Origin of the sequence: Janibacter sp. GXQ6167, from assembly GCF_041365945.1 — a bacterium.
GTDB lineage: Bacteria > Actinomycetota > Actinomycetes > Actinomycetales > Dermatophilaceae > JBGFSK01.
The window spans coordinates 1-26,324 of sequence record NZ_JBGFSK010000002.1 but is presented as its reverse complement, the minus strand read 5'-3'; the positions used below and the strand labels follow the sequence as shown (position 1 = coordinate 26,324).

Below are 26,324 nucleotides of genomic sequence, written 5' to 3'. Positions count from 1 at the left end.
GCGCGCGGCTGGGAGAACCCTGGGGCGCGCTAGATGAAGGCCGTTTGGGCGTCCTCGGGGTTCCATGAAGTCCGTCGCGCTGATGACGCCTTCGACACCGAGTTCAGCGCAGCGGGGGCGGTGCGGTAGCCGACGCCGTGCTTGTGTTGAAGGGCGCGGTTCGACATCCCAGCCCGGGCCTCGCGGCGGATCGCGGCGTAGAGCGCGACGCGAGACTCACCCGCGCCACCGCTCAACGCTTTCGGAGGGTTTCCCACCGCGTCGGGCGGAGGGGTTCGATCGGTTTCGGCCGTCGCTCCCTGACGCCACGTCCTGGGGAAAGGAGCCCCCTCAGATCAGTTGGTGAGGTCCTCTTCAGCATCCGGAATGTATCCCCCGCCAGCGGCCTCTTTGAAGCTAGCCGTGCAAGCATCCAAGAAATCTCCTTCGTCCCCCGGGCCTACGTAGATGGGGTCGATCGCACCACTCTCGGGCTCAAAGGCGTCCGACATCGTGCACTTGATTAGCCGTCCCATCGGACCCAGCTCCTCGCCAGGGTTTGCGTGAGCACGCCAGTCTCGACCTTCTAACCGTCCGATCTCGCGAGCAGTCGGCTGGGTACGTTCGTACACGAGGAAGCCAAGTAGGCCAGCAATTGCGACGGTGGCCAGAGCGATGACCGCGAGAAGCGCGATCAGGAGACGGCTCGGTCCTGGCTTAGCCATGGAAGCAGGTTGCTCGCCAGGGACGCTCGAGCCTGGCTCGCCAGGAGAACCGGTCGTCACATCAGCAACCCTAGCCATAGGTCAACGACAGTGACCCGAGCTGCTGTCATTGCTGCTGCCGCGGCTGAGCGTTCGTTAGGTCACTCCGCGGAGGCGGGTTCTGCCTCGGGATCGGCGATGCGGCGGGGCCACCAGAAGCGCTCGCCGAGGGTGAGCGCGATCGACGGGACGAGCACGGTGCGCACGATGAGGGTGTCGAGCAGCACACCGATACAGATGACCAGACCGATCTGGGCGAGGACGACCAGGGGCAGGACGCCGAGGACGGCGAAGACCGCGGCGAGCAGGATGCCGGCGCTCGTGATGACGCCACCGGTGGCGGCGAGGGCGCGGAGCATCCCTTCGCGGGGGCCGTGCTCGCGGGACTCTTCGCGGGCGCGGGTGACGAGGAAGATGTTGTAGTCCACGCCGAGCGCCACGAGGAAGAGGAAGGAGAGGAGCGGTACCGAGTCGTCGAGGGCACTAAAGCCGGAGATGCCGGTGAAGATCCACCACGAGACGCCGAGGCTCGCCAGGTAGGTGCCGACGACGGTCGCGACGAGGATGACCGGGGCGACGGCGCTGCGCAGCAGGAGGACCAGGGCGCCGAGGACGAGCGCGAGGATCAGCGGGATCAGCAGCATCCGGTCGCGTTGGGCGCCGTCGGCGATGTCGATGGCTTCGGCGGTCGTGCCCCCGACGTGGGTGTCGTCGAAGGAGGAGACGGCTGACCTGAGGTCGCCGACGGTGCGTTCGGCGGCGTCGGAGTCGGGTGGGTCGGCGAGGACGGCCTGGATTTCGGCGATGCCGTTCGCCCCGCCGGTGGTGCGGACGTCGGTGACGCCCTTAACCCCCTTCGCGGCCTCGGTGACCTGCTCGGGGTTGGCCTTGGTGACGATCACGGCCGGGTCGGCGCTGCCAGCAGGGAAGGACTCGGCGAGGCGGTCGGCGGCACTGATCGCCTCGGGGGTGCGCAGGAACTGCTCGTTGGCGGGCAGACCGAGGCGGACTTGGGTGAGGCCAATGCCGAGGACGACGAGCAGGGCGAGGGTTCCTGCGACGAAGGCGGGCGGGCGCTTGGCGACGGTGTCGCCGACGCGGCGCCAGAGGGAGCGGGTGTCGGTGAGGGCGGCCTGGCCCTGGTGGGGGACCTTGGGCCAGAAGATCCAGCGGCCGAAGAGGGAAAGCACGGCCGGGAGCACGACGAGGTCGGCGATGACGGCGATGGAGATGCCGACGGCGCAGGCGAGGCCGAGCCCGCGGGTGGCGGGGGTAAGGCTGAGCAGCAGCGTGATGACGCCGACGACGACGGTGGTGCCGCTGGCGAAGATCGCCTCGGCGGCTCTCGTCAGGGCGGTGTGGAGGGCTTCGCGTCGCCCTTCGGCCGTCTCTGGGGCACGGCGGAGCTCATCGCGATATCGACTGATGAGGAGCAGGGCGTAGTTGGTCCCGGCGCCGAAGACGAGGACGGAGAGGATGCCGGTGGTGGATTCGTCCCAGGCCACGCCGATCGAGCCGGCGGCTTCGAGCACGTGGGTGGCGACCATCGTCGCGACGCGGTCGGCCGTGCCGATAACGGTGAGGGGGATGATCCACAGGATCGGCGAGCGGTAGGTGAGGATCAGCAGGATCGCGACGACGGTGGCGGTGGCGCCGAGGAGTCGGAAGTTGGCGCCCTCGAAGACCGCGGCGAGGTCGGCTTGCACGGCGGCCGGGCCGGTGACGCGGGCGGTGACGCCGTCCGGTGCTTCGTCGGAGAGGCGGTCGCGCAGGGAGGTGATTTCGTCGGCGTTGGCGCTCGCGCTGGAGGACTCGGTCGGGATGACGGCGAAGGCGGCGGTGCCGTCCTCGGCGGGGATCGGCCGGGCCTGCTCGCCCCCTTCCTTCTGTGCGACCTGGGCGATCTGCCCGATCTGGGCTTCGGTGAGCTTGCCCTCGTCGGCGGTGAAGAGGATGAGCGCGCTCGACCCGGGCTCCTCGGGGAGCTGGTCGCGCATCTCGGCGGCGAGGGTGGAGTCGGCGCCCTTCGGCAGTTGGTCCCCGATCTCGGGGGTGCGCTCGGCCTGGCCCCAGACGCCCATGACGAGCCCGACGGCGATGAGGGCGAGGAGGATGACGATGGGCGCGGTGCGCCGATTCGTCACGACGCCGGTCAGGCGGTCGAGCATCGGTAGACTCCCGGAAATAGGTCAGCAGATAACTAACTTGGTGAGCAATCGTGGACGAATCTACGCGGTCGGGTCGGCCGGTGTCGAACGCCCCTTGGGGTGAAGGCGATCGGCCCACGCCTCCGGAGACGATGCTCGCCCTGCGCGAATTGGTGCGAGTGGCGCAGCGCACTCCGGCCGTGGTGGCGCGTCGTGCGGGGCTGTCGCACTCCGAGCTCCAGGTGCTCGAGTTGCTCTCTGATGGGGCGACGAGTCCGGCTGAGCTCAGTCGGGTCGTGGGTGTCACGTCCGCGGCGATGTCGGGGATTGTTGACCGGCTCGTGGCCCGGGGGCACGCGTCGCGGGCGCCACACCCGGCCGATGGCCGGCGGACTGTCGTGGATATCTCGGACTCGGGGCGGGCCGAGGCGATCGGCCACCTGTCGCCGATGCTCGCGGAACTCGCGGCTGTCGATGCGGCGATGACCGATGAGGAGCGCGAGGCGGTGGTGCGTTTCCTGACGGCGGCGACCAGGGCGATTCGTCAGTTGGAGGGTCCGTAGGGCTGGTGGTGGGGTGTCGGTTTTTGGTTGGTGTGCCCCCTTCGTGGCGAGGGTCGGTCGCGGTGGATGTGGTCGTCTAGCGGAATCTACCGACGGGGCTAGGCATCCCTAGCGAGGGTGATCGACGAACTGGTTTGGCGGATCAGACCGGCATGCAGCACACTATGGGGGCTGGTCGTGCGCTTCGCGCGGTCGGCAGCACTCACGCGAGAGTGGCGGAACGGCAGACGCGCTGTCTTCAGGTGGCAGTGTCCTTATGGGCGTGGGGGTTCAAATCCCCCCTCTCGCACTATTGGCTGGTCAACGAATCAGCCAGAAAAGCTGAACGAAACTCCCGGTCGGGTCACCCGGCCGGGAGTTTTCGCGTCTGGTGGCGCGCCGATGTCGTTCCGGACCGCGATCAGGAGGTCGTGGGGAGGGGCAGGGCCGCGTGGTCGGACCTGATGGGGCGCCTGTTGGCCACGGTCGGGCGCGGCGAGGCGCAATTGTGCAGCAGCTTGTTGCACTTTCTCGGCTGGTGGTTCGCGGCCCGGATCCCGCCGCCGTGGTGATGGGTGCTCGGCCGGTCAGGGTGGGTCGGTTCCCGAGGTGAGCCGTTTGAGCAGGCTGGCCTTGTACTTCTTGCGGTTGGCGCGCGCGATCCGTGGGTGATCGCTGAAGTCGAGGGTCTGCTCGCCGAGGAACGCGACCCAGGGGTCGTCGATGCCTCGGGTGTCGTACCAGTCCTGGATGATCTTTAGGTTGGTGCCGAAGAGGGAGAACGCGGCGGCGATGCCCTGGCCGGCGCGGTTGCGGACCTGGGTGTAGAGGCGGACCAGCTTGCCGGCGTGAACGCGGGCCTGGGAGATGCCCTGCTCGGCCATGTTGCGCCGGCCGTAGCTGGCCTTCCACTTCGTGGTCATCCACAGGTCGCGCTGCCGGAGCTTGATGTCGTCCTCGGGACCGAGGGTGAACGTGATGGAGCAGATGCAGGGCTCGCCCTTGACGCACCGGGTTTTCGGCAGCAGCGACCATCGCATCGACCGTGGCGAGTTGGGGCAGCGGACACGGCGGACGCGTTTGTGGGCCGGTCCGCGGAAGCGTTGCCGACCGGCTTCGTCGATCGCGGTCAGCGGCTGACAGACGAAGGGTTGGAGCCGGTCGTAGATCTCGTGCTTGCGGACTTTCTCCTCGGTGGTGTCTGAGATCTTCGGGGTGGGCAGGTCGGTGTAGAGCGTCTCCGGGGTGCCCTTGGTGAAGACACCGCCGTTGATCATGAGCACCTGGTCGTTGGTCCACGCGGTATGGATCTTCCGGTCCTGGGTCTTCAGGTCGATGATCTGCTCGATCCCCGCGCGCCTCAGCGGTGCAGCGAAGTCGTCGTCGCTGCCTTGGCTGATGCCGCGATCGACGGCGCACTCTCGGACCGGGACGCGCTGGTGCCACCACAACACGAGCCCGGCGGTGACTCCTGCTCGGTCCGAGGCCGCCGCCCGGATGCCCGCGGCGAGGACGACTGTGGGCGCGGGTGCCGGGGGTGTCCGGGAGGTGGGGCGATCGGGCGCGTTGGTGACGACAGTGACCTCTTGACCGGTGAACCACGAGCTCGGGTGGCTCGGCGTGGCGGTCCGGTGACCAAGACCCGCGTCGGGGTCGGCGCATTGCAGGATCTCGCCGGTGCGCTTGTCGACGAATCCTTGGGGCCGTGCGGGGGACTCGAAGTCCATGCCGTCGGCGGCGACCGTCGCTGTGGTGATGAAGCCTGGTGGCAGGGCGGCCGAGCAGATGAGGGACATGACGGCGTCGAGGTTGAGCATCTGAGCGTTCTGGTGGTCGTTCGCTGCGAGGGTGATGCCGTCTCGCGCGGCGCGGTCGAGCTTGAGAGCGGCACGCTCGACCTGCGAGTAGGACACGGGGCCAGCGATGCCGAGCTCGCGGCGCTGCGCGGCGTTGAGGCTGACAAGGAGGTCCGCGATCCGCGTTCGGTACATGTTGGTCGGGTCCACCCGGGCGTGGAGGCAGCAGGCGATGAGCAGCGCGCGGAAGGGGATGTTCCTGGGACGGCCAGTACGGGCAGTGAGGGCGTCGGCGATGGCAATCAGTTCGGCTGAGTTGTCGACGGCGGCCGTGGCGTAGCGCAGCTGGTCGGCCACGGTCCGGTTCCGGGGCCGCCATCGAGGCTCGATTGCCGGCTGCGTCGTCACGATCGTCGCGTCACTCTAGGTCCGCGAGGTGCCGGTTCGTCACTGCTTCGGGCGGCTCGGTGAGGAAGGGCATGAGCAGCGTGAACGCGCGGGTGGTCTTCAGGCCGGCGTGCCGGGCGAGGACGGTCAAGTGCACGCCGCGGTCGAGGTGGTGCACGAGCCAGGTGCTGCGTAGGCGCTCGGTCTCCAGCCGCAGGTCGGTCGGTGTGTCGATGGCGCGGATGGCGTTCCATGTCCGGGAGCGGTCCCATTCGCTGGCGCGGAACCCGGCCAAGTTCTCGCGCGGGTACTCGGCAGCGAGCCGAAGGAGCGTGGCAGCGTCTCGAGCGCGCACGACTACCTGCCGGGCGCGTGTGCCGTGGACCTGCAGTCGGGTGACGCCGTCGGCGGTCTGTAGGTCGGAGGGTGTCGCGGTCAGGTACTCACGCGCCCAGAGTCCCGCGCCAAGCCCGAGTGCCAGGACGGCGTCGAGTCGGCGTTGCTGGTATCGAGTTGGCAGCCGTAGTGAGCGAAGGCGGTGCTCGTCCCGGGCGCTGTACGGCGGGTGGCGCAGCCGCTGCGGCAGCATCGGCTCGGGCGCCGGCCACGGCGCGTCCTCGGTGAGTGCGCGACCCATCGTGCGCAGGACCGCCCTCCTGGTGGCGGTCGACGGAGAAGACAGCTCAGGGCAACCGATCTCGGCATAGCGCCGGATGTTGTCCGGGGCGAAGATTTCCTCCCGGTCCAGCGGGATGCCCTCGCGCTGCGACCACACGGCGAGAGCCGTGACGGTCCGAAGCCACTCCCGGGCTCGGTGTGGCCCTTCCGGGTCGAGGTCGCGAACTGCCGCACGGACGAAGTCCGCGACTCCGCTCCACTCTTCGCGAGTGGCCAAGTGTGGGCGGTACTGCTCGATGGCCTGGCCAGCGGTCAGCGCGGGCTGACGGCGATGCTCGTTGACACGGCGGCGGGCGGGACGAGACGATGGCATGCAGAAGCTCCTCAGTGAGACGGGGAGGTTTCGGGGCGGACCACGAGGTGCGAACTCGTTGTCCGAGCGGCTGGCCGGGAGTGCGAATCCCGGCCTTTGCCGTTTCTGGGCGCGTCGTCGGGCGCCGACCTGGATCGCCTACCTCATGGGCGGCTCCACGGAAACACCCAGGCAACGGCCCAGGAGCCGGGCCGCGACACGGCTGACCGGCTCCTGGGTCTCATGAGCGTGGTCGAACAGGACCGCGGCGACCGCCGCTGGCAACCGGATCTCGAGGCGCACGACGTCGTCCACCCCGAGCTCACGGGCGTCGCGACGGCGCCCGGTAGCAGCACGGCGCAGGCGCACCTGCTGTGTCTCCTCGATTCCCATCACCCTTCTCCTGCCGACCTTCTGAAGTTCTCTGCCGCCTCGGGCGGTCCTTCTCATGCGCGTCTCCCGACGCGCTCGGCAGGTGGTCGGCCTGCGGGTGTTGGTGAGGTCAACGGTAGCGACGCAAGCGGTCGCGTTCCAGAACCCACGCCGACAGGACCATGGCTCGGGATGTGGCCACCTCTGTCAGTGCCCCCTGTCATCCTGTCGGGCTGGCCACCGTGGTCGGCGGCAAGCCGGCCTTCTCCGGCGCGGAGACTGCACCATGGATACCCTGATTCGTGTGATCACCGGAGACCTGAAGAGCAAGATCGACCGCATCTGGGACGCCTTCTGGTCCGGTGGCATCAGCAACCCCATCGAGGTGATCGAGCAGATCACATATCTCCTGTTCATCCGGCGACTCGACGAGCTCCAGACCCTCAAGGAGAACCGCGCGCGCCGCCTCAAGGAGCCGGTCGAGGACCCCACCTTCCTCCCCGGCCAGGACCATCTCCGCTGGAGCCGGTTCAAGAACGACGACCCCGCCGTCATGTTCAAGGTCGTCGGCGAGGAGGTCTTTCCCTTCCTCCGTCAGCTCGGCGGCGAGGAGTCGACCTACTCCGACCACATGAAGGACGCGCGCTTCACGATCCCCACCCCGGCGCTGCTCTCCAAGGTCGTCGACATGCTCGACGACGTGCCGATGACCGACCGCGACACCAACGGCGACCTCTACGAGTACATGCTCGGCAAGATCGCCACCGCCGGCCAGAACGGCCAGTTCCGCACCCCGCGACACATCATCCAGCTCATGGTGGCGATGACCGCGCCCACCCCGACGGACGAGATCGTCGATCCAGCCTGCGGCACCGCGGGCTTCCTCGTCGCCGCGTCCGAGCACCTCCGCGAGACCCACCCGACGGTGATGACGGACACTGCCCAGCGGAAGCACTTCAACCACTCGATGTTCCACGGGTACGACTTCGACAACACCATGCTCCGCATCGGCAGCATGAACATGTTGCTCCATGGCGTCGAGGCCCCGGACATCCGCTACCGCGACAGCCTCTCCGAGGGCGCCGCGTCCGACGAGGGCCGCTACTCGCTCGTCCTCGCGAACCCGCCCTTTGCCGGCAGCCTCGACTACGAGTCGACGTCCAAGGCCCTGCTCAAGGACGTGAAGACGAAGAAGACCGAGCTGCTCTTCCTCGCCCTCTTCCTCCGCCTCCTCAAGCCCGGCGGACGCGCGGCGGTCATCGTCCCGGACGGTGTCCTCTTCGGGTCGAGCACCGCTCACAAGACGCTGCGCAAGCGACTCGTCGAGGACCAGAAGCTCGACGCTGTCGTCAAGCTTCCCTCGGGAGCGTTCCGCCCGTATGCCGGTGTCTCCACCGCCATCCTCTTCTTCACCCGCACCGACTCGGGCGGCACGGACGACGTGTGGTTCTACGACATCCAAGCGGATGGGTGGAGTCTCGACGACAAGCGGACTCCGTTGCTGGCCGAGGACAAGCTCGGCTGTCTGTCGTCCGCTCCCCTTTCCGACGACGAGCACCTTCGCAACAACCTCCCCGACGTGCTCGCCCGGTGGGGTTCTCGCGCAACCGAATCGGGGCGAGCGCGGACCGAGCAGTCGTTCTTGGTCCCGAAGGCGGACATCGTCGCGCAGGGGTATGACCTGTCGCTCAACCGATACAAGGAGGTCGTCCACGAGGAGGTCGAGCACCGCGACCCGCTTGACATCATCGCCGACCTCGAAGCTCTCGAAGCCGAGATACAGCAAGGGCTCACCGATCTGAAAGCCATGCTCAAGTGACAACGGTTGCGCTGGGCGACGTGGCTGATATCAACCCTCGCGGCGACAGGCCGTCCGTCCACGAGGAGGTGTCTTTCGTTGGCATGGCCGATCTGTCGGCCGAGATCGGTGTGGCTGGCCCCGGTACTGTCCGTCCCTTCGAGGACGTGTCCAAGGGCTACACGATCTTTCGGGACCAAGATCTGCTCGTCGCGAAGATCACTCCGTGTTTCGAGAACGGCAAGATTGGACAGGCTCAGCTGAGTCGACCGATCGGGGTCGGATCGACCGAGTTTCATGTTGTCCGCCCCAACGCTGATCGACTAGACCCCCGATACGCGCTGCACTTCCTCAGGCAAGCCTGGATCCGTCAGGCAGGCGAGTTGCGTATGACAGGCAGCGGCGGGCAACGCCGTGTGCCCGCTGGATTCGTGAGCGGCCTCGAGGTTCCACTGCCGCCGATCGAGGAGCAGCGCCGCATCGCCGCCATCCTCGACCAGGCGGCCCGGTTGATGTCCTCAAACAATGAGGCACGGAAGGGAGCGGCCACATTGGTCCAGGCTGTCTATGCCCAAAGGGTTGCATCGACCGACGCCCCCAAGGTTGCGCTTGCCGACCTCTGCCACAGCCCGGATGACATCAAGTGCGGCCCCTTCGGGACCCAGCTGAAGAGATCTGAGTTCCGGTCGACGGGGGTCCCGTTGTGGGGTATCAAGCAAGTCAACCGTGCTTTCGGTATCCCGACCCATGAGTTCCTCGATGAATCAACGGCCCAGCGATTGCGCTCGTACGACATCGTGCCGGGAGACATCGTGATGACGCGCAAGGGGACCGTTGGGAACTGCGCTGTCTACCCAGAACATGAGAAGCCGGGAATCATGCATTCAGATCTTCTCCGCATCCGGGTTGACACCGATCGTGTGCTACCGGAGTTCCTCTCTCATCAGCTTCATCACAGTCCCGCCGTAGCAGGCCAATTGGCGCGCCAAAGCTCAGGCGCGGTCATGCCTGGGCTGAACGTGGCGAAGCTGAAGGGTCTTCTGGTCCGGATCCCCGCACTCGATGCACAGCGCGAGTTCGTTCATCGCTTGAAAGGGGTGCAGTCGGTTCAGGATCGAATGCAGCGGCAGGGGGACGAACTGGCCGCATTCTTCGCAGCGCTGCAGGGCCGGGCATTTTCGGGGAGGCTGTGACACATGCCGGTGGAGATGGGGATGTGGCGGATCGACGGGGACACTCCGAAGCGTCTAACCTCAGCGATGCTGCCGTCCGAGGCGACGTTGGAGCAGTACCTCGAGAAGGACCCCTCGCTGCTCGGGGAGCGACTCCTCGTTATCGGCCGGCAGGTGAAGACGCCGCACGGCAAGCTGATCGACCTGCTCGCCATGGACGGCGAGGGCAATCTCCACGTCTTGGAGCTCAAGCGGGACAAGACCCCACGCGATGTTGTCGCTCAGGTGCTCGACTACGGCTCGTGGGTGAGCACCCTCGACCGTGACTCGATCATCGACCTCGCCAACCACCACCTCGACGTGCCCTTCGAGTCCGCCTTCGAGGAAGTCTTCGGCACCTCCGCACCCGACGAGCTCAACGCCGCGCTGCAGCTGACCATCGTCGCCACCGACCTCGACCCCGGCTCCGAGCGGATCGTCACCTACCTGCGGACCTTCGGCGTCCCGGTCAATGCGGTCTTCTTCTCTTACCTCGAGGACGACGGTCGCTGCTACCTCGCCCGCTCGTGGTTGGCGCGGGAGGACGAGAGCGAACCCGGTGGCACGGCATACCCAAAGACCAAGAAGGGCAAGCGTGCCGAGTGGAATGGACGTGACTGGTTCGTGTCCTTCGGCGACGATCCCGTTGGTCGGTCGTGGGTGGACGGGGAGAAGTACGGCTTCGTCAGTGCTGGCGGTGACGTCTGGTACTCACGCAGCCTGCGCAACCTGCCTCTCGGGGCGCGCATCAATGTGCACATCCCGTCGCGCGGCTACGTGGCGATCGGCGAGGTCATCGGGCCTGCGGAACGCTTCGACCGCGCGCAGATCAGTGTCGACGGTGTCGAGGTCCCACTTGCGAGCCAAACCTTGGTCGGCACATATCTGCGTGGTCGAGATGGAGAGGGAGAGACCGACGAGATGGGGGAGTGGGTCGTGCCGGTCCGGTGGTTCACGTCGGTGCCGGCCGAGCAGGCGTACTGGGAGAAGGGGATGTTCGCCAACCAGAACAGCGCCTGCAAGCTCCGCCAAGAGTTCACGCTCGAGCGGCTCGCGCAGCACTTCGACCTCGACGGCGACGAGGGGGAGTGAGTGCTGGTGGGGGACGTGATCGATGGTCGGCGCGAAGTGGCCTTCCGCGTGTCCGCGACGCCGGCAACCTTCGCGACCGCAGGGGAGAAGCCCTGGCGGGCGGAGGTTGAGGCCGCTGCCGCGATCGGCGTCACGGGCCAAGCCTCGTTTGAGGGGCGCCTGGGGATCGGTCTCGACTTCGTTCTGCCGACCCGTCCAGGCGGCCACCCCGGCTGGGACCTGGACAACCTGATCAAGCCGACCATCGACGCGTTGGCGACCGTCATCGGCTCCCGACCGGGACAGTGGCGCAGTCCCCAGGTCGACGATGAGCGGGTCGACGAGATCCGCGCCCGCAAGCGGGAGGTCCTCGACGGAGAGTCACCGCACGGGACCATCCGGGTGTGGACCCTTGACCCCTCGGCGAGTGACCAGGGGGCGACGTGACGTCGAACTTCGACTTCGTTCCCGCCGGCTGGGGAGAGACGCGCTCCGACGCGGTGCGGGCGGAGACCTATGGGCGCACCGACCCCAGGTCCTGTGTGTTCTATGCACGTCGCGTGGTCGAGCAGGTGGTGGTCCGGATCTTTGACCTCGAGCGTCTCGCCGCCCCGTACAAGCCGGACTTGGCGGCCCGGATCGGCGACAGCGGGTTCCGGTCGGCTGTCGGCGCCGACATCGCGGCCAAGATGGACGCCATCCGCAAGGTCGGGAACGTTGCCGTCCACGAGAACCGGCAGATCACCCCGCAGACGGCGCTCAACGTCCTCCGGCAGTTGCACGACGTGCTCAAGTGGGCGGCGTACACCTACTCGACGGCACCGGACACCGTGCCGACGAGCGCGGCATACGACCCCGCCTCCATTCCGGAACCCGCGAGCAGCGGCGCCCAGCCGCCGTTGTCGACCGCGGAGCTGAACCAGCTGCTGGCCACGTTCGAGGCCAAGGAGGCCGCGCTGGCGGAGGCGAAGGAGACCAGTGCAGCCCTTCAGGCCGAGCTCGAGAAGGCGCGGGCGGAGGTGGCCACGGCGCAGGCGGCCAAGGCCCCTCGGGCAACAGCGTTCGACTGGGATGAAGCCTCGACGCGGGAGTTGTTCATCGACGCCGACCTGTTGGAGGCGGGTTGGGCGCTGACCGCCGGCCGGGATCGGGAGTTCCCAGTCACCGGCATGCCGAACCAGAGCGGCGATGGGTTCGTCGACTATGTGCTGTGGGGTGACGACGGCCTTCCCCTGGCCGTCATCGAGGCCAAGCGTTCACGGAAGGACCCGGCGGTCGGGCAGCAGCAGGCCAAGCTGTATGCCGACTGCCTCGGGTCGATGACGGGGCGGCGACCGGTCATCTTCTGGTCCAACGGCTACCAGCACTGGATCTGGGACGACGCCGCCGGCTACCCACCCCGGCGGATCGCCGGATTCCTCACCAGGGACGAGCTCGAGCTCATGGTCCAGCGGCGCCACACGCGGCTGCCACTCAAGGACGCGGTCATCGACAGGGCGATCGTCGAGCGGCACTACCAGACCCGGGCCATCCGGTCTGTTGGTGAGTCGTTCGAAGCCCATCGACGCGAGGCGCTGCTCGTCATGGCGACCGGGTCGGGCAAGACCCGCACGGTCATTGCTCTTGTCGACCAGCTGATGAAGCGGGGCTGGGTGAAACGAGCGCTCTTCCTCGCCGACCGTGTCGCGTTGGTCAACCAGGCCGTGGGGGCGTTCAAGACGCACCTGCCAACGGTGGCGACGATCAACCTGGTGGACGAGAAGGTCCCCGATGGGCGCGTGTTCGTCTCGACCTACCCGACGATGATGGGGCTCATCAACTCAACCGATGGTGTCGGTGGCCGCCGGTTCGGGCCGGGCTACTTCGACCTGATCGTCATCGACGAGGCCCACCGATCGGTGTACGCCAAGTACAAGGCGATCTTCGACTGGTTCGACGCGATGCTCGTGGGCTTGACCGCGACGCCGAAGGACGAGATCGACCGCAACACCTACTCCCTGTTCGGACTGGAAGCGGGGGTGCCAACCGATGTCTACAGCCTCGACGAGGCGGTGGCCGAGGGATACCTGGTGCCGCCGGTGTCGGTGTCGGTGCCGTTGAAGTTCATGCGGGCTGGGATCCACTACGACCAGCTCTCCGAGGCCGAGAAGGACGAGTGGGATTCCCTCGACTGGGGCGAGGACGATCAGGTCCCGACCGATGTCAACCCCGAAGAGCTGAACAAGTGGCTCTTCAACGCCGACACGGTCGACAAGGCGCTCAAGCACCTCATGGAGTACGGGCACAAGGTTGCCGGCGGTGACCGACTGGGCAAGACGATCATCTTCGCGAAGAACAACGCCCACGCCGAGTTCATCCGCGAACGCTTCGACGCGGCATACCCCGAGTATGCGGGTCACTTCGCGCGGGTCGTGACGTACAAGACCGAGTACGCCCAGAGCCTCATCGACGACTTCTCCGTGAAGGAGAAGGCGCCGCACATCGCGATTAGCGTCGACATGCTCGACACCGGCATCGACGTGCCCGAGGTCGTCAACCTCGTCTTCTTCAAGCTCGTGCGGTCGGTGTCGAAGTTCTGGCAGATGATCGGCCGTGGCACCCGGCTCTGCGAGGACCTCTACGGGCCCGGTGACCACAAGGCCAATTTCTACGTCTTCGACTTCTGCATGAACCTCGAGTACTTCAACCAGCCCGGTGCCGGGTCCGAGGGGTCGGTGCAGAAGTCGCTCGGGCAGCGACTCTTCGAGGCGCGCCTAGGACTCGTAGCGGCACTCGATCACGCTGACCTCGCCGACGAGGTCGGAGCGCTGCGTGATGACACGGCCAAGCAGTTGCACAAGGTCGTTGTCGGTATGAACCTCGACAACTTCGTGGTGCGTCCCGAGCGGGAATGGGTCCAGAGGTACGCGGAGTGGGAGCCATGGACGTCTCTATCGGCGCAGGCGGCCGGCGACATCGCCACTCACCTGGCTGGTCTCCCGTCTGCCGTACGGGACGACGACGAGGACGCCAAGCGGTTCGACCTGGTGATCCTCAAAATCCAGCTCGCCAAGCTCGACGGCGATGAGTTGACCGCGGATCGCCTGCGCCAGCAGGTCCAACAGATCACGTCATCACTGCTCAACCAAAGCGCCATCCCTGCCATCGCCGAACAGCAAGCGCTGCTGGCGGAGGTCTCCGAGGATGAGTGGTGGGTGGACGTCACCCTGCCGATGCTCGAGTTAGCGCGCCGACGGATTCGTGGCCTGGTCAGGTTCCTCGAGAAGACCAAGCGCCCGATCGTCTACACCAACTTCGAGGATGAGATCGGCGACGGGTCGATCGTCACCCTGCCCGGAGTTGCCGTCGGCACCAACTGGGAACGGTTCAAGGCCAAGGCGCGTGCCTACCTGAAGGACCACGAGGACCACGTCGCCTTGCAGAAACTGCGTCGGAACAAGCAGATGACCGACACCGATCTGTCCGCCTTGGAAGAGATGCTTGTTGCGTCCGGCGCCGGCGGAGCCGAGGACATCAGCCGAGCGCGCGAGGAGTCCCAAGGGCTCGGCGTCTTCATCCGCTCGCTCGTCGGCCTGGATCGTGAAGCAGCGACCGATGCCTTCTCCGAGTTCCTCACCGACTCACGGTTCAGCGTCGCGGAGATCCGGTTCATCCAGCTGATCGTCGAGCACCTGACGGCCAACGGGGTGCTGGAGGCCAAGCGCCTCTACGAACCGCCCTTCACCGACCATGCCCCGACGGGACCGGACTTCCTCTTCAACGACAGCGATGTGGATCGGCTGGTGGTCGTCCTCGACCAGGTCCGCGCCCGCGCCGTCGTTACCCAGACGGTCGCGTGACGGTGGCATCCCGCACAGAGTGTCTGGTTCTTAACGAAATCTAACCCCTCTTATGATCGCCGACAGGAGGGACGGGAAAGCGCCACGGATCCGCCGGGCTTGCTGTCCAGTCCGACAGGTCCATGGCCTTGAAGGGCCGTCGTGACGTCATAGCTCGAGTCATCGGAGATCGGCAGCATTGCGGGCAGCATGCTTCACGCATCGGGACTACTACGGAGGGAATGATCATGGCCTTGGCTATTCCAGTCGGCACCGTGCTCACCAACATGACCACCGGCGACAACTACAGACTCGAAGCGACAATCGGACAGGGAGGATTCGGCACGATTTTCGCCGCATCGCCGGCCGACGGCCGTCCCCTTCACGACGGCGTCCCCTTCTGCGTGAAGGTGGGCCTAGATGCAGATGTCTGGCATGGCGAGGCCTTCTACGCCGGACTTCTGAAGGGCTCCACCAGCGTAGTTCGACAGCTCGACGCCTTCCCAACCTTCATTCCCGTGCGCGGTGGGCAGCGTCTAGGTTTCGCGATCGTCATGGAGTACATCCCCGGCGGCAGCGTCGCCGACCACTTCGGGCTCGGCGCTGAGCCATGGGGCGAGGAGCAAGTCCTCAGGAAGACCAAGGTGCTGCTGAGGACCCTCGATCTGTTACATGAGAGGGGTGTGAGCCACCGAGACATCACCCCCATGAACGTGTTCGTCGGAAACCGAAAGGCTCTCAAGTTGGGCGACTTCGGCATCGCGAAGACTGGGCTGATCCGTTCGGGCGTTCGCGCCGACGTAGCAAACTGGGCCTTCGCCCCCAACGATCTCCAGGCCTTCTGGCGGCCTGCGGATGACGTGTTTCAGGTCGGGCTTCTCATGGCCACCCTTGCATCCGGAGAACTGCAGGACAACACGATGGGCAAGGTCGCGGTGAACCGGTTCACGACCAAGGGTCCGCTGCGTGACGCGATCAAGGCGGCGATCTCGGTGAAGTCTCAGCGCCCCCAGAGCGCGGCTGAACTCGTCAGACTCCTGTAGCAGCCGGGACTTGACTCACACCTTCGCTACGTCGGCGCGGGCACCTCACGGCTGGACGGAAGCTCGGGCTCGTTCTCCATCGGGAGCCCAAGGCGCCGGCTCGCATCATCCCGGCGCGTCGGGTGAGTCCGCCGTCCGAGGCCGGTGTAGCTCACCCGGCCGACTACGGTGTGGACCGAGAGACGTTGAGGGGTGCGAATGGGCGACGAGATCGAGTTGATCAGTGACGGCGAGGGCGTGGTCATTGCCGGAGAGGCCGCGGCGGTCGAGCGGTTCCTGGCAGAGCACGACTGGCTCGGCGCGGCGCTTGAGTACCCCCCCGGCAGTCTGTCCACGTGGCTGCGCACCGCGGGCGACCTTGCAATCAGCGCTGGGCAAGTGGCCGAGCACTCGACTCGCTATCTGAAGCTGACGCCGGAGTCCGCGCAGAAGCTCAAGGATGCAGGTGGCCTCATGCCGACGAAGAAGGACGGCATCAGCTACGCCATGCTCGGCAAGCCGGGAGACGTCAGCTCGTGGCTTCAGGTGGAGGACGGCGCCGCTGCACTGCTGACCAACCCCGCGGTTCTGGCCGGACTCGGTGGAGTGATGAGCCAGTTTGCCCAGCAGGCTGAGGCTCAGGAGCTCAAGGCGCTGCTCGTGCGGATGGACGAGAAGCTCGACGACCTGCGCCGGGCCCAGCGCGACGAAGTGCTTGCCAAGTTGGACGCGGCGGCTGAAGCGATCAAGGAGGCCATGACGATACGAGCGCATGGCGGGGATCCGGAGACCTTATGGGACAAGGTGCAAGGCGAGTCGAGTGCCATTCACGAGGTGCAGCGATACACCCTCCGAGCGCTCGGAGCGCTGGCGGACAAGGTGGAGGGCAAGACCAAGACCGGTGAGCTCAAGAAGGTGGCACGAGAGATCGAGGGTGACATCGGTCTACAGCTGTCGATCCTTGCCCGGTGCTTCGAGTTGCAGGACGAGTTCCGCGTCGTCGAGTTGGACCATGTCCACGCGACGGCTCCGAAGACGCTCGCGGGACACCGTCAAGGTGTCGAGGCAGCCCGGCAGCAGCGCCGCGACGACGTACTCGAGCGAACCAGTCGGATCATGGGGCGCCTCGACGCGGCGGGGGAGGTCGCCGCGGCAAATGTCCTCCTGCACGCCCGATCGGCCCGCTCCATCGTCGGCTCGCTCAATCGAACGGCGGAAACGATCGCTGACTTCCACGCGCCGCTGGGAGTCACCCTCGACCGGGAAGAAGTTCTACTCAAGGCCTGGACCGAGGCATTGAGGGATCGGGAGCAGCTCAAGACCGCAGGCATCGAGGTAGGACAGAAGGCATCGATGGCCGGCACTGCCGCCATCGGCATCGGTGTCATGGCCGTAGCTGCCTCCAAGAGCCGGGAGAAGTAGGCGCCGGCGGCATCACCGACGAGCACGTCTGTGGATGAGTGGGGCGTCGTCGAGCCCTGACCGGTGCGGCTCCCGTGGGGGCGTTGCCAGACGTTCAAGACGGGCGGGGCCTGATTGAGCGACTGATTTACTCCTGGTCACCGGGAGTAGCAAGTATAGGTCTCTACATGCAATACTTCATACTCCCGGTTACCAAATGTATACGGAGAGGTCAATGCTGAAGATCACCCTCACTGACCGCGACGGCGACAAGCCCGTGGCGTCCCTGGGCCAAAGGGCCCTCTTTGACCGTATGGCTGGCGACTGGGTCCTCAGCCCGGAGCGGGCGAAACGCGAGCGGTTTGCCTATGCCGTCCACGACGGGAAGGTGGTCATGGCCATCGAAGTCCTCGGCGTTGCACTCGCCGGGCAGTCCGCGAGCCCGAGCACGGACGACCGCTACCGCCTCGTGGGTAAGCCGCTGAAGATCGGCCACCCCGTCTACGATGCCTACGTTGGGAAGCACGCCGAAGGCACTCGGAATCCGATTCGGTATGAGGACTCCACCTTCGACATGGGCGCTTGCCGGTGTGGCTGCGGGGCTGAGACGAAGTCGCTGTTCCTGCCGGGGCACGACCAGCGGGCAATCCATTCGCGTATCGCCCAGGTGGGATCCGTCGCCGCCTTCCTCGACTGGTTCGACGAAACCTGGTCTGCGGACTGATCGAACGGCGCGTCTCGGCACGCCACCCGTCAGCCGTCCACCCACCTGTGCCAACCGCACCGAAGCTGACGTGCCAACCCTCCCGTGGCATCCACGATTGCGCTGGTCAGCGAATTTCGTTGACCAGCCACTATTGTCCTGAGTCGCGACATCGTCTACACGGTGTCGCGACTCAGGGCTTTTTTTGTAGGTTTGCGCGGCGGTTAAGTGGCGGTCTGGTCGCTTGTCATTGCCAGCGGTGCCGCACCGGGCCCGGATTAGGATCGTGACTGGGTGCACGACCTGCGCCGTCGGTCCCCTAGCATGTTCAGAGAGCGCATGCATGCGTTCTTGAGGCCTTCTATCGAGGCTCTGAGCGGTGTTTCAATATCGACAGGTGCGGATTCTTTCGGGTCGCCGCTGTGCTCGTTCGCCGCCCACCAGTGGAGACGCTCCCAGGCTGAGACAAATGCCGTCCACGCCTCCCCGACCTCGTCTTCGGCGATCAGGAGCATTTTGACTGTCACCTCGTCCATAGCGGCTAGAAGAGGAACGCCCCCGGCCGGCGTCGGCGACAGTTGAATGTGCCGCTCTCCTGACGAGACCCATACGGCGTTTAGCCTGCGTTCCTGATCGACGGCGTGAGCCAACGCGTGTGAGTAGAGCTGAAGACGCTCTTCTCGCCGCCTCTCTTGACTGGCTTGCTCATGATTCTCCGAGGCTAGGCGCTCGGCGTGAGTTCGACCTTGAGCCGCCGTCCGAAGGGTTGCGCCGATACCCGCCAGTGCTACAACGACCGTTCCGGATGGTCCTACCCACTCCCAAGCCATGCGAGTAACTTGCCACAGGTTCGCAGGCGGCTCGGGAGGTCCAGCTGTCGCCTTGTCGTCGTAGGCCGGTGCGGGTCATGCGACTGAAGTCCCGCATTGGCACCACGCGTTGCGGGTTAGGGGGTCCCGTCGGTCTCACATGGTTGGGTGAACTGTGACCGACGAACGAGGGCGTTCGCCAACCAATTTGTTGCGATTCAAGAGGCTCGTCGGCCTGGATGGCGTCGACAAGAGGCGCCGACTGCTAACGCATGATCGATGGTGCTCACCGCCCTAAGCGGCGCGGTGTGTCTGCCAGTTCTTGAACTCGTCTCGTAGGGTCGGACCGTGAGCAGTTCGATCTCCACCCCTTTGCGTCCGGAGCCAGGTCAGGTTGTCGAAGTGCGGGGGTCGACGTGGGCTGTCGCCAATGTGCAGGTCCAGGGGCTGCCGCGCAGTCCTGCCGACGAGGCCACTGCGCAGCTGTCGCACGTTGTCGACCTTCAGTCGCTAGACGAGGACCGTCTGGGGGAGCAGCTTTCGGTCGTTTGGGAGCTCGAAGTGGGTCGCACTGTCACTCCCGCACAGGGACTCCCGGACGTCATCTATGCGGACGCCTTCGATGAGCCGGCCACCCTCGCAGGGTTCATCGACGCGATGCGGTGGGGAGCGGTGACCAGTGCCGACGCGAACCGATACCAAGCACCCTTCTGGTCGGGCGTGAACGTCGAGGCCTACCAGCTTGAACCACTCCGTCGCGCCCTCGGTGCCCCACGCGCGAACCTCCTGCTCGCTGACGACGTCGGCCTCGGTAAGACCATTGAGGCCGGCCTGGTGATTCAGGAGTTGTTCCTGCGTCACCGCGCTCGCACTGCCGTCATCGTCTGCCCGCCCAGCCTCGGGCTGAAGTGGCAGGACGAGATGCGCGAGAAGTTCGGTCTGGAGTTCACGATCGTCAACTCCGAACTGATGGCTCAGGTCCGTCGCACCCACGGCCTGCACGCCAACCCGTTCCAACTCTTCCCGCGCGTCATCGTCAGCATGGCGTGGCTCCCGCAGGTCCGTGCCCAGCGCCTGCTCCGCGATGTCTATGGCCAGTCCAACGACCCCAAGACCGGAAAGCGGTACGCCTTCGACATCCTGGTGGTCGATGAGGCCCACCACGTCGCGCCTTCGAGCCCATCATCCATCGCTGACGGTCGCGGCTATGCCGTCGATACCCAACGTACGGTGGCGGTTCGTCAACTGGCCGAGAAGTGCGAGCATCGCCTGTTCCTAAGTGCGACTCCCCATAACGGCCACCCCGAGTCGTTCACGGCCTTGATGGAAATGATCGACCCGCGCCGTTTCGCGCGTGGCGCGAACCTTGACTCCGCCGCGCTGAAAGACGTCACCGTCCGTCGACTAAAGACTGACCTGTCCGGCAAGGGATTCAAAAAGCGCAAGGTCAGCACCCTCGATGTAACGCCGTCCGACTCCGAGCAGCAGATGTTCTCCTTGCTCGACGACGTCGTCACCAAGAGCGCGAAGCAGAACGGCACCAAGCCTGGCGGCGACATCGTCACGATGCTGCTGAAGAAGCGATTTCTGTCCAGCCCGTTCGCCTTCGGCATGACGCTGAGCCACTACGTTGCCTCGAAGGCCGGGCGCGGTCTGTCCGATGACGAGTACGACGACATCTTCGGAGAGGGCCAGTCGGACGAGGAGGAGGGCCTGTGGGAGCAGAACGAGGCAGAGAAACTGCGCGAGTCCAAGGGGTCCGACCCGCTCGTCGCGGCCGAACCGGGCCAACTCGAGACTCTTATGGAGTGGGGACTGGGCTACGAGAGTCGTGCCGACTCCCGCCTCGAACGACTTATCAGGTTCCTCGACGCGGTCTGCCGCCCGCTGGCACAACGTGGTCCAACGAGCGCGTCGTGGTCTTCACGGAGTATGCCCACACGGTTGACTGGCTGAGTCGCGTGCTGAACCAGAAGGGCTACACCGGTGATCGACTTGCGGTCATCCAGGGGTCGACGCCAACGGACGAGCGCGAGTACATCCGTTCGCAGTTCACTGCCGACCCCACCAAGGAGCCCGTGCGCGTGCTTCTCGCCACCGACGCCGCTGGTGAAGGTATCGACCTCCAAACCTACTGCCACCGGCTAGTTAACTTCGATATCCCGTTTAACCCCTCGCGCCTCGAACAGCGCATCGGCCGCATCGACCGGTACGGCCAGACCGAGGAGCCGCAGGTCTTCCACTTCGTGCCAGTCGTCGACTCCTCTACGTACTCCGCCGACCTGAACTTCATGGAGCGCATCGCGCGTAAGATTGCTCAGGTCGAATACGACCTCGGCTCCGCCAACCAGGTCGTCGGCGAGGAGATTCAGGGCCACTTCGGCAAGCACACCCTGGCCAAGGCGAAGCCCAAGGGTGTCGACACCAACGAGGTCATCAACTCGGCCCTCGCAGGTGGCAGGGAGCTCAACGCCCGCCTCACCCACTTGGAACAGGGCTACGACGAGTCCCGCACGGAAATGCACCTCGACCCGGCCAACCTGCGTCGGGTGGTCGACACGGCGCTCCGGATCAACCACCAGTCGCCACTGATCGAAAACCACGAGTTCGCTCAGGACACCGACGCCGAAGTCTTCACCGTCCCCACTTTGACGACCGGCTGGCACGACACGCTGCGTGGCCTCGACACTCGACTCAAGCCCGGCGAGTTGCGACCGATCACCTTCGACCCCGCCGCGTTCGACGAGGACCACAAAGTTGGGCCGGAAGACCTCGTGTACGTCCACCTCGGGCACCCCATCGTGCAGAAGGCCCAGCGCCTCCTGCGCCGCTCGTTGTGGAGTGTTGACTCGCCACTCAACCGGGTGACCGCCGTAGTGGTCGACGACCTCGCAGAATCTTTCGTCGCCGCCGTCACCCGCATGGTGCTCGTCGGCCGCGGCGGTGTCCGGCTCCACGAAGAGGTGTTCCTCGCCGGTGTCCGGTTGAAGGGTCGCCGCGCGATGGCCGAAGAGAAGGCCGAAGCCGCGCTCGACAAGGCACTCGACGGTGAGCGTCTCTCTGTGGCCGCCGACCGTGTCCGCGATCAGCTCTGCGATCTGTGGAACGTTCCTGACGCACCGCTGCGTCTGCGGCTGGAAGAGTCGATGCAAGCCCGTGCAGGCCGTCGTCACGAGTTGGTGATTGAGCAACTCGCCAAACGCCAAGCCGCCGACATCCAACGCGCGAAGGAAATCTTCGCGGCATTCCGTGCCAATCTTCGGGACTCGCTCGGACGGCTGCGTGCGGAGGAGGACGAGGCGCAGGGCCAGTTATTCACCGACCCCGACCAGACGCGCCAGTGGAGGCGTGACATCGACGCCATGAGCCGCCGACTCGACGAACTCGACGATGAAGAAGCACGAGAGATCGCCGCCATCGCCGACCGTTACGCCGACGTCAAGCCCCACACCACGGCGGCAGCCGTGGTGTTCGCACTGACTCGCGCTGACGCAGACGGGTGGATTGAGTGATGGCCCGCCCCAAGAAGAGCACCACGACTCGTGGCGCCATGACGATCAACGCCTCCGACCAGCACCGTGCCTGGCTAGAACTCGTCGACACCGAAGGACCGTTCCTCGCTATCCCGCCGCTGAAGCGGGTGTGGCCCCAAGGGATGCCCAGGCTCGCCGATGAGCGCAAGACCACGCTCGTTGATGCTCGTAAGAACTTCGAAGCCGCATGGGAGTCCCTCGACCGCTTGCCCGACTCCGAGACCGCTCAGGACTCCTACCGCGTGGCCCGCGACAAGTGGGTTGAGACGATCCTGCGTGATGTCGCCGGATGGGCCGATTCCCTTTCGTGGGGCGACATTCCCGGCGTTGAGGCGCAGTCACCCAATCGAGCGGTGACGGTCCGACCCCAGGCATCTCTCGACGGCGCCGACGGCATCGGCGCGATCGTCCATGTCGTCGACTCTGTTGACTCGCTGCGTCAGACCCCCGGTGACTTGTGGGCCGCCAACCCCATCGACCGCGTCGAGGTCATGCTTCGTGAGAACAAGATTCCGATCGGCATCGTCACCGACGGCCGCTGGTGGGGCCTCGTCTGCGCCCGCGATGGCGCGATGGCCGCCTCCGGCATCGTGGACGCCCTGACATGGATCGAAGAGCCACGTACGCGCGACGCCTTCTTCGCGCTTATCGGACGACAGCACCTCATCGGCGGGGACCCGACCGAGCGGCTTCCTGCCCTCTTCGAGGAGTCCGTCGCTGCGGCAGAAGAGATCACCGAAGCTCTCGGTGCCCAGGTCCGCCGCGCTGTTGAGCTGCTCATTCAGTCCTTCTCCGAGTCCGCCGCCGACGCACGCCGTCGGGGCCTGCCGAACCCGCTCCCACCGGTTGATCCGAGAGGGGGCGCCCACGACAGTTATGAGGCCGCCGTCACGGTGATGATGCGGGCTGTCTTCCTGCTCTTCGCCGAGGAGCGCGGACTGCTGCCTTCGGGTGAGCTGTTCGAGCAGGGATACGGCATTGCCCGCGAACTGGAACGCTTGATCGCGCGTGAGACAGAAGATAGCGAGGAGGCCCTCGACGCGACCTCGCTCACCTGGCACCGGCTCCTCGCCACCAGTCAGGCCCTCTACCAGGGCGCGAGCTTCGAGAACCTTCGGATGCCGGCCTACGGCGGCTCACTGTTCGACCCGGCCCGTTTCCCGTTCCTCACCGACACCAACGAGCAGGGGACGCTCGCCATCACGGTCTCCGACCGCGTGATGCTCCACGTCCTGCGCTCAGTCCAGGTCGCCGACATCAAGGGCGAAGCCCGCCGAATCTCTTTCCGCGACATCGACGTCGAGCAGATCGGCTACATCTACGAGGGCCTTCTTGGCTACACAGCATCCATCACCGGCGAAGTCACCGTCGGGCTGAAGGGCACCCTGGGCGCGGAGCCGGAGATCCCGCTCGCGAAACTCGAAGAGTTAGCGACCGAGCACGCCGACCCGAAGGAGCTCGCCGCGGCAATCCGCGCCTTCGTCGTAGGCGACCAGCCTTCGGCAAAGCCCTCTTCGGCGGCGGCCATCGCCAAGGCAATGAGTGCGGACGTAAAGCCAAGCATCGTCAGCGCACTGACTCAGGCTGTTGGTGGCGACCTCGAACTGCGTGACCGGGTGCTGCCGTGGCTCGGCCTGGTCCGCCTCGACCTGCGCCAGCGACCCTTCGTGGTCCTTGATGGCGGCCTCGTCGTCAAGGAGACCCCTTCCCGCAAGAACGCCGGCGCGCACTACACACCCAAGTCGCTTGCCGAAGACGTCGTACTCCACGCGCTCCAGCCCCTCTGCTACTCGCCAGGACCGCACCAGACCGCTAATGAGGAGGAGTGGAAGCTCAAGCCATCCCACGAGTTGCTGAGTCTCAAGGTCGCCGATATCGCCTGTGGCTCGGGCGCGTTCCTTGTGGCAGCCGCTCGGTATCTCTCTGAACGTGTCGTGGAAGCGTGGACGTCCGAAGATCCGCGCAACGCTTCCCGCAAGGATCTGTATACCCGCGCGATCCGCCAGGTCGTCGCGAATTGCCTCTACGGAGCTGACATCAACGACATGGCCGTCGAGATGTGCAAGCTCTCCCTCTGGCTCGTCTCCCTCGACAGGGACCTGCCGTTCTCCTTCGTCGATGACAAGGTGTTGCTGGGGAACTCGCTGCTCGGGATCACCAGCCTGACACAGCTCCGACATCTTCATATCAACGAGAAGAAGAAGCCGAAGTTCGTCTTCTCGCGAGAGTTCGACGTCGACATTGACGCCATCATCCACAAGGCTGCCGAGCTGAGACGCACGCTCGCGACCGAAATCAAAGAAGACGACCCGGCACGTACGAGCGCCGCCAAACGGCGTCAGTTGGCGGATTTCCGGAAGGTCACCTCTGACCTGCGTCGCATCGCTGACGGCGTGGTTGCCGTTGGTCTTTCGCGCGGCGGCAAGCCTGGCAAGGCGCTGGACGACGCGTATGACAACCTGCGACTTGCCGTGCGAGCCGCGTACCCCGACCACGGCAACCCCGACGACGCCTCCCTCGAGTCTCTGATCGACTCCGGACTGAAGCCGACGGTCGTGACCGACTACGAGCGGTGGCAGCCTCTTCATTGGGTGATCGAGGCGCCCGACGTCATCATCGACAACGGCGGCTTCGATGCCATCATCGGCAACCCGCCGTTCCTTGGCGGAAAGAAGATCAGCGGAGCCGTGGGCACGGAGGTCCGCGAGTGGTTCGTCAACCGTCTGGCATCGGGCGTGAAAGGGAACGCTGATTTGGTCGCCTACTTCTTCCTGCGTGCCACGTCGCTCTTGCAGGCGAAGGGCACCCTGGGGTTGATCGCGACCAACACCGTTGCTCAGGGCGACACCCGTGAGGTTGGGCTTGACGTCATGGTCACTAACGGCTTCACGATTACCCGGGCGATCCAGTCTCGTTCCTGGCCGGCGTCGAGCGCCAATCTGGAGTACGCAGCCGTATGGGGCACTGTCGAGACGGTCCCGGAGGACCTCCCACGGGTCGCCGACGGCGCCGATGTGCGGCGGATCAGCACGCTACTTGAACCAGTCGGGAGAGTCGCAGGACTCCCATCCCGCTTGGCCGAGAACGCCGGCATTGCTCACATTGGCTGCCTGGTGCTTGGAATGGGCTTCACCATCTCGCCGGAGCTCGCTGCCACGTGGGTCGAGGATGAGCCTCGGGTCAACGAAGTCGTCTTTCCCTACCTCAACGGCGAAGACCTGAACCAACGACCCGACAGTTCTGCGTCCCGTTGGATCGTTGACTTCGCCGACCGGCCGATTGAGGTTGCAAAGACCTACTCTGCGCCCTTCGACCATGTGGTTGTGAACGTGCAGCCAGAACGCGCGAAGGGGCCGAGGAAGGCGTACCGCGACCGTTGGTGGCAGTTCGCTGAGAAGCAGATGTCCATGAGGCGGGCAATCGCGGATTTGCCTGAGGTGCTGGTCATCGCCCTTGTCAGCAAGACCGTCATGCCGCTGCGAGTTCCAGCGGGTCAAGTGTTCAGCCATGCGCTCGGCGTCTTCGCCACTGATGGCTACGGCGACCAAGCAGTCTTGTCATCAAGCCTTCACCAGCTCTGGGCGATCACGTACGGCTCGACACTAGAAACGCGAGTGCGCTACACGCCCTCAGACGTCTTCGAGACTTTCCCACGCCCAGACAGCGCCAACGCACTCCAGGAGATTGGCCGGGCACTTGACGCAGAACGCCGGCGAATCATGCTTCGGCGCGACCTTGGGCTTACCAAGTTGTACAACATGGTGAACGATCGATCGGTGGCGGGCGACGCAGATGTCGACCGCATCCGCGATCTTCACGTCGAGGTTGACCTAGCAGTCAACGCTGCCTATGGCTGGGACGACATCGCGACCAACCACGCGTTTCACGAGTACCGGTGGGCTGACCCCGTTTCGTAGGTCCGGTCGTTATGCGAGTCGTCCTGTTGCCCGCGGTGGCGGGCAGGGAGACTGGTCAGATCATGACGAACAGTAGGAAGCGTC

17 protein-coding genes and 1 tRNA gene are annotated in these 26,324 nt (G+C 65.6%); 13 read left to right on the top strand and 5 right to left on the bottom strand.

The genetic code is table 11. The features are described from left to right. Positions 1-29 precede the first annotated feature (29 nt). The gene (locus tag AB8K43_RS02940; RefSeq protein ID WP_370891302.1) at positions 30-236 is read right to left on the bottom strand and encodes a hypothetical protein; all 207 of its coding nucleotides are present in this window, start codon (positions 234-236) and stop codon (positions 30-32) included. A gap of 608 nt (positions 237-844) precedes the next feature. Beyond that, positions 845-2,911, bottom strand: a complete 2,067-nt coding sequence (locus tag AB8K43_RS02935) for an MMPL family transporter (RefSeq protein WP_370891300.1) — start codon at positions 2,909-2,911, stop codon at positions 845-847. An 80-nt stretch (positions 2,912-2,991) separates the two neighbouring features. Here AB8K43_RS02935 and AB8K43_RS02930 point away from each other — a divergent pair, with 80 nt between their 5' ends. Next, complete coding sequence (locus tag AB8K43_RS02930; RefSeq protein WP_370891298.1) at positions 2,992-3,453, top strand: MarR family winged helix-turn-helix transcriptional regulator; 462 nt, start codon at positions 2,992-2,994, stop codon at positions 3,451-3,453. Between the two features lie 206 nt (positions 3,454-3,659). After that, positions 3,660-3,742 (top strand) — tRNA-Leu (locus tag AB8K43_RS02925). Positions 3,743-4,019: 277 nt separating this feature from the next. Here the strand turns inward: AB8K43_RS02925 and AB8K43_RS02920 are convergent. The 3 genes from AB8K43_RS02920 to AB8K43_RS02910 all read right to left on the bottom strand — a co-directional run bounded on the left by AB8K43_RS02920 (position 4,020) and on the right by AB8K43_RS02910 (position 6,978). Continuing rightward, on the bottom strand, positions 4,020-5,636 hold the full coding sequence (locus AB8K43_RS02920; RefSeq protein ID WP_370891296.1) for a hypothetical protein: 1,617 nt from the start codon (positions 5,634-5,636) through the stop codon (positions 4,020-4,022). A 10-nt stretch (positions 5,637-5,646) separates the two neighbouring features. After that, positions 5,647-6,606, bottom strand: coding sequence for a site-specific integrase (locus tag AB8K43_RS02915; protein ID WP_370891294.1), 960 nt, complete (start codon positions 6,604-6,606; stop codon positions 5,647-5,649). Positions 6,607-6,744: 138 nt separating this feature from the next. Then, on the bottom strand, positions 6,745-6,978 hold the full coding sequence (locus AB8K43_RS02910; RefSeq protein ID WP_370891291.1) for a hypothetical protein: 234 nt from the start codon (positions 6,976-6,978) through the stop codon (positions 6,745-6,747). 283 nt (positions 6,979-7,261) lie between these two features. On the opposite strand from AB8K43_RS02910, the gene AB8K43_RS02905 reads away from it, so the two are divergent. The 11 genes from AB8K43_RS02905 (at position 7,262) to AB8K43_RS02855 (ending at position 26,240) form a co-directional block, all read left to right on the top strand. Continuing rightward, positions 7,262-8,776: an N-6 DNA methylase gene (locus tag AB8K43_RS02905; protein ID WP_370891289.1), complete on the top strand. Its 1,515-nt coding sequence runs from the start codon at positions 7,262-7,264 to the stop codon at positions 8,774-8,776. Further along, a complete protein-coding gene (locus AB8K43_RS02900) occupies positions 8,773-9,948 on the top strand; it encodes a restriction endonuclease subunit S (RefSeq protein ID WP_370891277.1) in 1,176 nt (391 codons plus the stop codon). The genes AB8K43_RS02905 and AB8K43_RS02900 overlap by 4 nt, the downstream gene beginning before the upstream one ends. Positions 9,949-9,951: 3 nt before the next feature. Continuing rightward, positions 9,952-11,058, top strand: coding sequence for an endonuclease NucS domain-containing protein (locus tag AB8K43_RS02895; RefSeq protein ID WP_370891274.1), 1,107 nt, complete (start codon positions 9,952-9,954; stop codon positions 11,056-11,058). After that, positions 11,059-11,484, top strand: coding sequence for a hypothetical protein (locus tag AB8K43_RS02890; protein ID WP_370891271.1), 426 nt, complete (start codon positions 11,059-11,061; stop codon positions 11,482-11,484). It abuts the gene before it with no gap. Next, a complete protein-coding gene (locus AB8K43_RS02885) occupies positions 11,481-14,876 on the top strand; it encodes a DEAD/DEAH box helicase family protein (RefSeq protein ID WP_370891268.1) in 3,396 nt (1,131 codons plus the stop codon). The genes AB8K43_RS02890 and AB8K43_RS02885 overlap by 4 nt, the downstream gene beginning before the upstream one ends. A 221-nt stretch (positions 14,877-15,097) precedes the next feature. After that, positions 15,098-15,898, top strand: a complete 801-nt coding sequence (locus AB8K43_RS02880) for a protein kinase (RefSeq protein ID WP_370891266.1) — start codon at positions 15,098-15,100, stop codon at positions 15,896-15,898. Positions 15,899-16,096: 198 nt separating this feature from the next. Further along, on the top strand, positions 16,097-17,299 hold the full coding sequence (locus AB8K43_RS02875; RefSeq protein WP_370891253.1) for a hypothetical protein: 1,203 nt from the start codon (positions 16,097-16,099) through the stop codon (positions 17,297-17,299). A 214-nt stretch (positions 17,300-17,513) separates the two neighbouring features. Further along, positions 17,514-18,002 carry a hypothetical protein gene (locus AB8K43_RS02870; protein ID WP_370891250.1) on the top strand — a complete coding sequence of 163 codons (489 nt, stop codon included), beginning with the start codon at positions 17,514-17,516 and terminating at the stop codon, positions 18,000-18,002. A gap of 1,136 nt (positions 18,003-19,138) precedes the next feature. Then, positions 19,139-20,746, top strand: coding sequence for a DISARM system SNF2-like helicase DrmD (drmD, locus tag AB8K43_RS02865; RefSeq protein ID WP_370891246.1), 1,608 nt, complete (start codon positions 19,139-19,141; stop codon positions 20,744-20,746). Next, the gene (locus tag AB8K43_RS02860) at positions 20,707-22,302 is read left to right on the top strand and encodes a helicase-related protein (RefSeq protein ID WP_370891243.1); all 1,596 of its coding nucleotides are present in this window, start codon (positions 20,707-20,709) and stop codon (positions 22,300-22,302) included. The genes drmD and AB8K43_RS02860 overlap by 40 nt, the downstream gene beginning before the upstream one ends. Positions 22,303-22,565: 263 nt before the next feature. Beyond that, positions 22,566-26,240 (top strand): Eco57I restriction-modification methylase domain-containing protein, encoded by a 3,675-nt coding sequence (locus AB8K43_RS02855; RefSeq protein WP_370891241.1) that lies wholly within the window; start codon positions 22,566-22,568, stop codon positions 26,238-26,240. Positions 26,241-26,324: the final 84 nt, after the last annotated feature.

Excerpts from the sequence above, each read along its gene's own strand:
- AB8K43_RS02935 (WP_370891300.1), bottom strand. The coding sequence starts at position 2,911 with ATGCTCGACCGCCTGACCGGCGTCGTGACGAATCGGCGCACCGCGCCC.
- AB8K43_RS02915 (WP_370891294.1), bottom strand. The coding sequence starts at position 6,606 with ATGCCATCGTCTCGTCCCGCCCGCCGCCGTGTCAACGAGCATCGCCGT.
- AB8K43_RS02910 (WP_370891291.1), bottom strand. The coding sequence starts at position 6,978 with ATGGGAATCGAGGAGACACAGCAGGTGCGCCTGCGCCGTGCTGCTACC.
- AB8K43_RS02895 (WP_370891274.1), top strand. The coding sequence starts at position 9,952 with ATGCCGGTGGAGATGGGGATGTGGCGGATCGACGGGGACACTCCGAAG.
- AB8K43_RS02880 (WP_370891266.1), top strand. The coding sequence starts at position 15,098 with ATGATCATGGCCTTGGCTATTCCAGTCGGCACCGTGCTCACCAACATG.
- AB8K43_RS02875 (WP_370891253.1), top strand. The coding sequence starts at position 16,097 with ATGGGCGACGAGATCGAGTTGATCAGTGACGGCGAGGGCGTGGTCATT.
- AB8K43_RS02870 (WP_370891250.1), top strand. The coding sequence starts at position 17,514 with ATGCTGAAGATCACCCTCACTGACCGCGACGGCGACAAGCCCGTGGCG.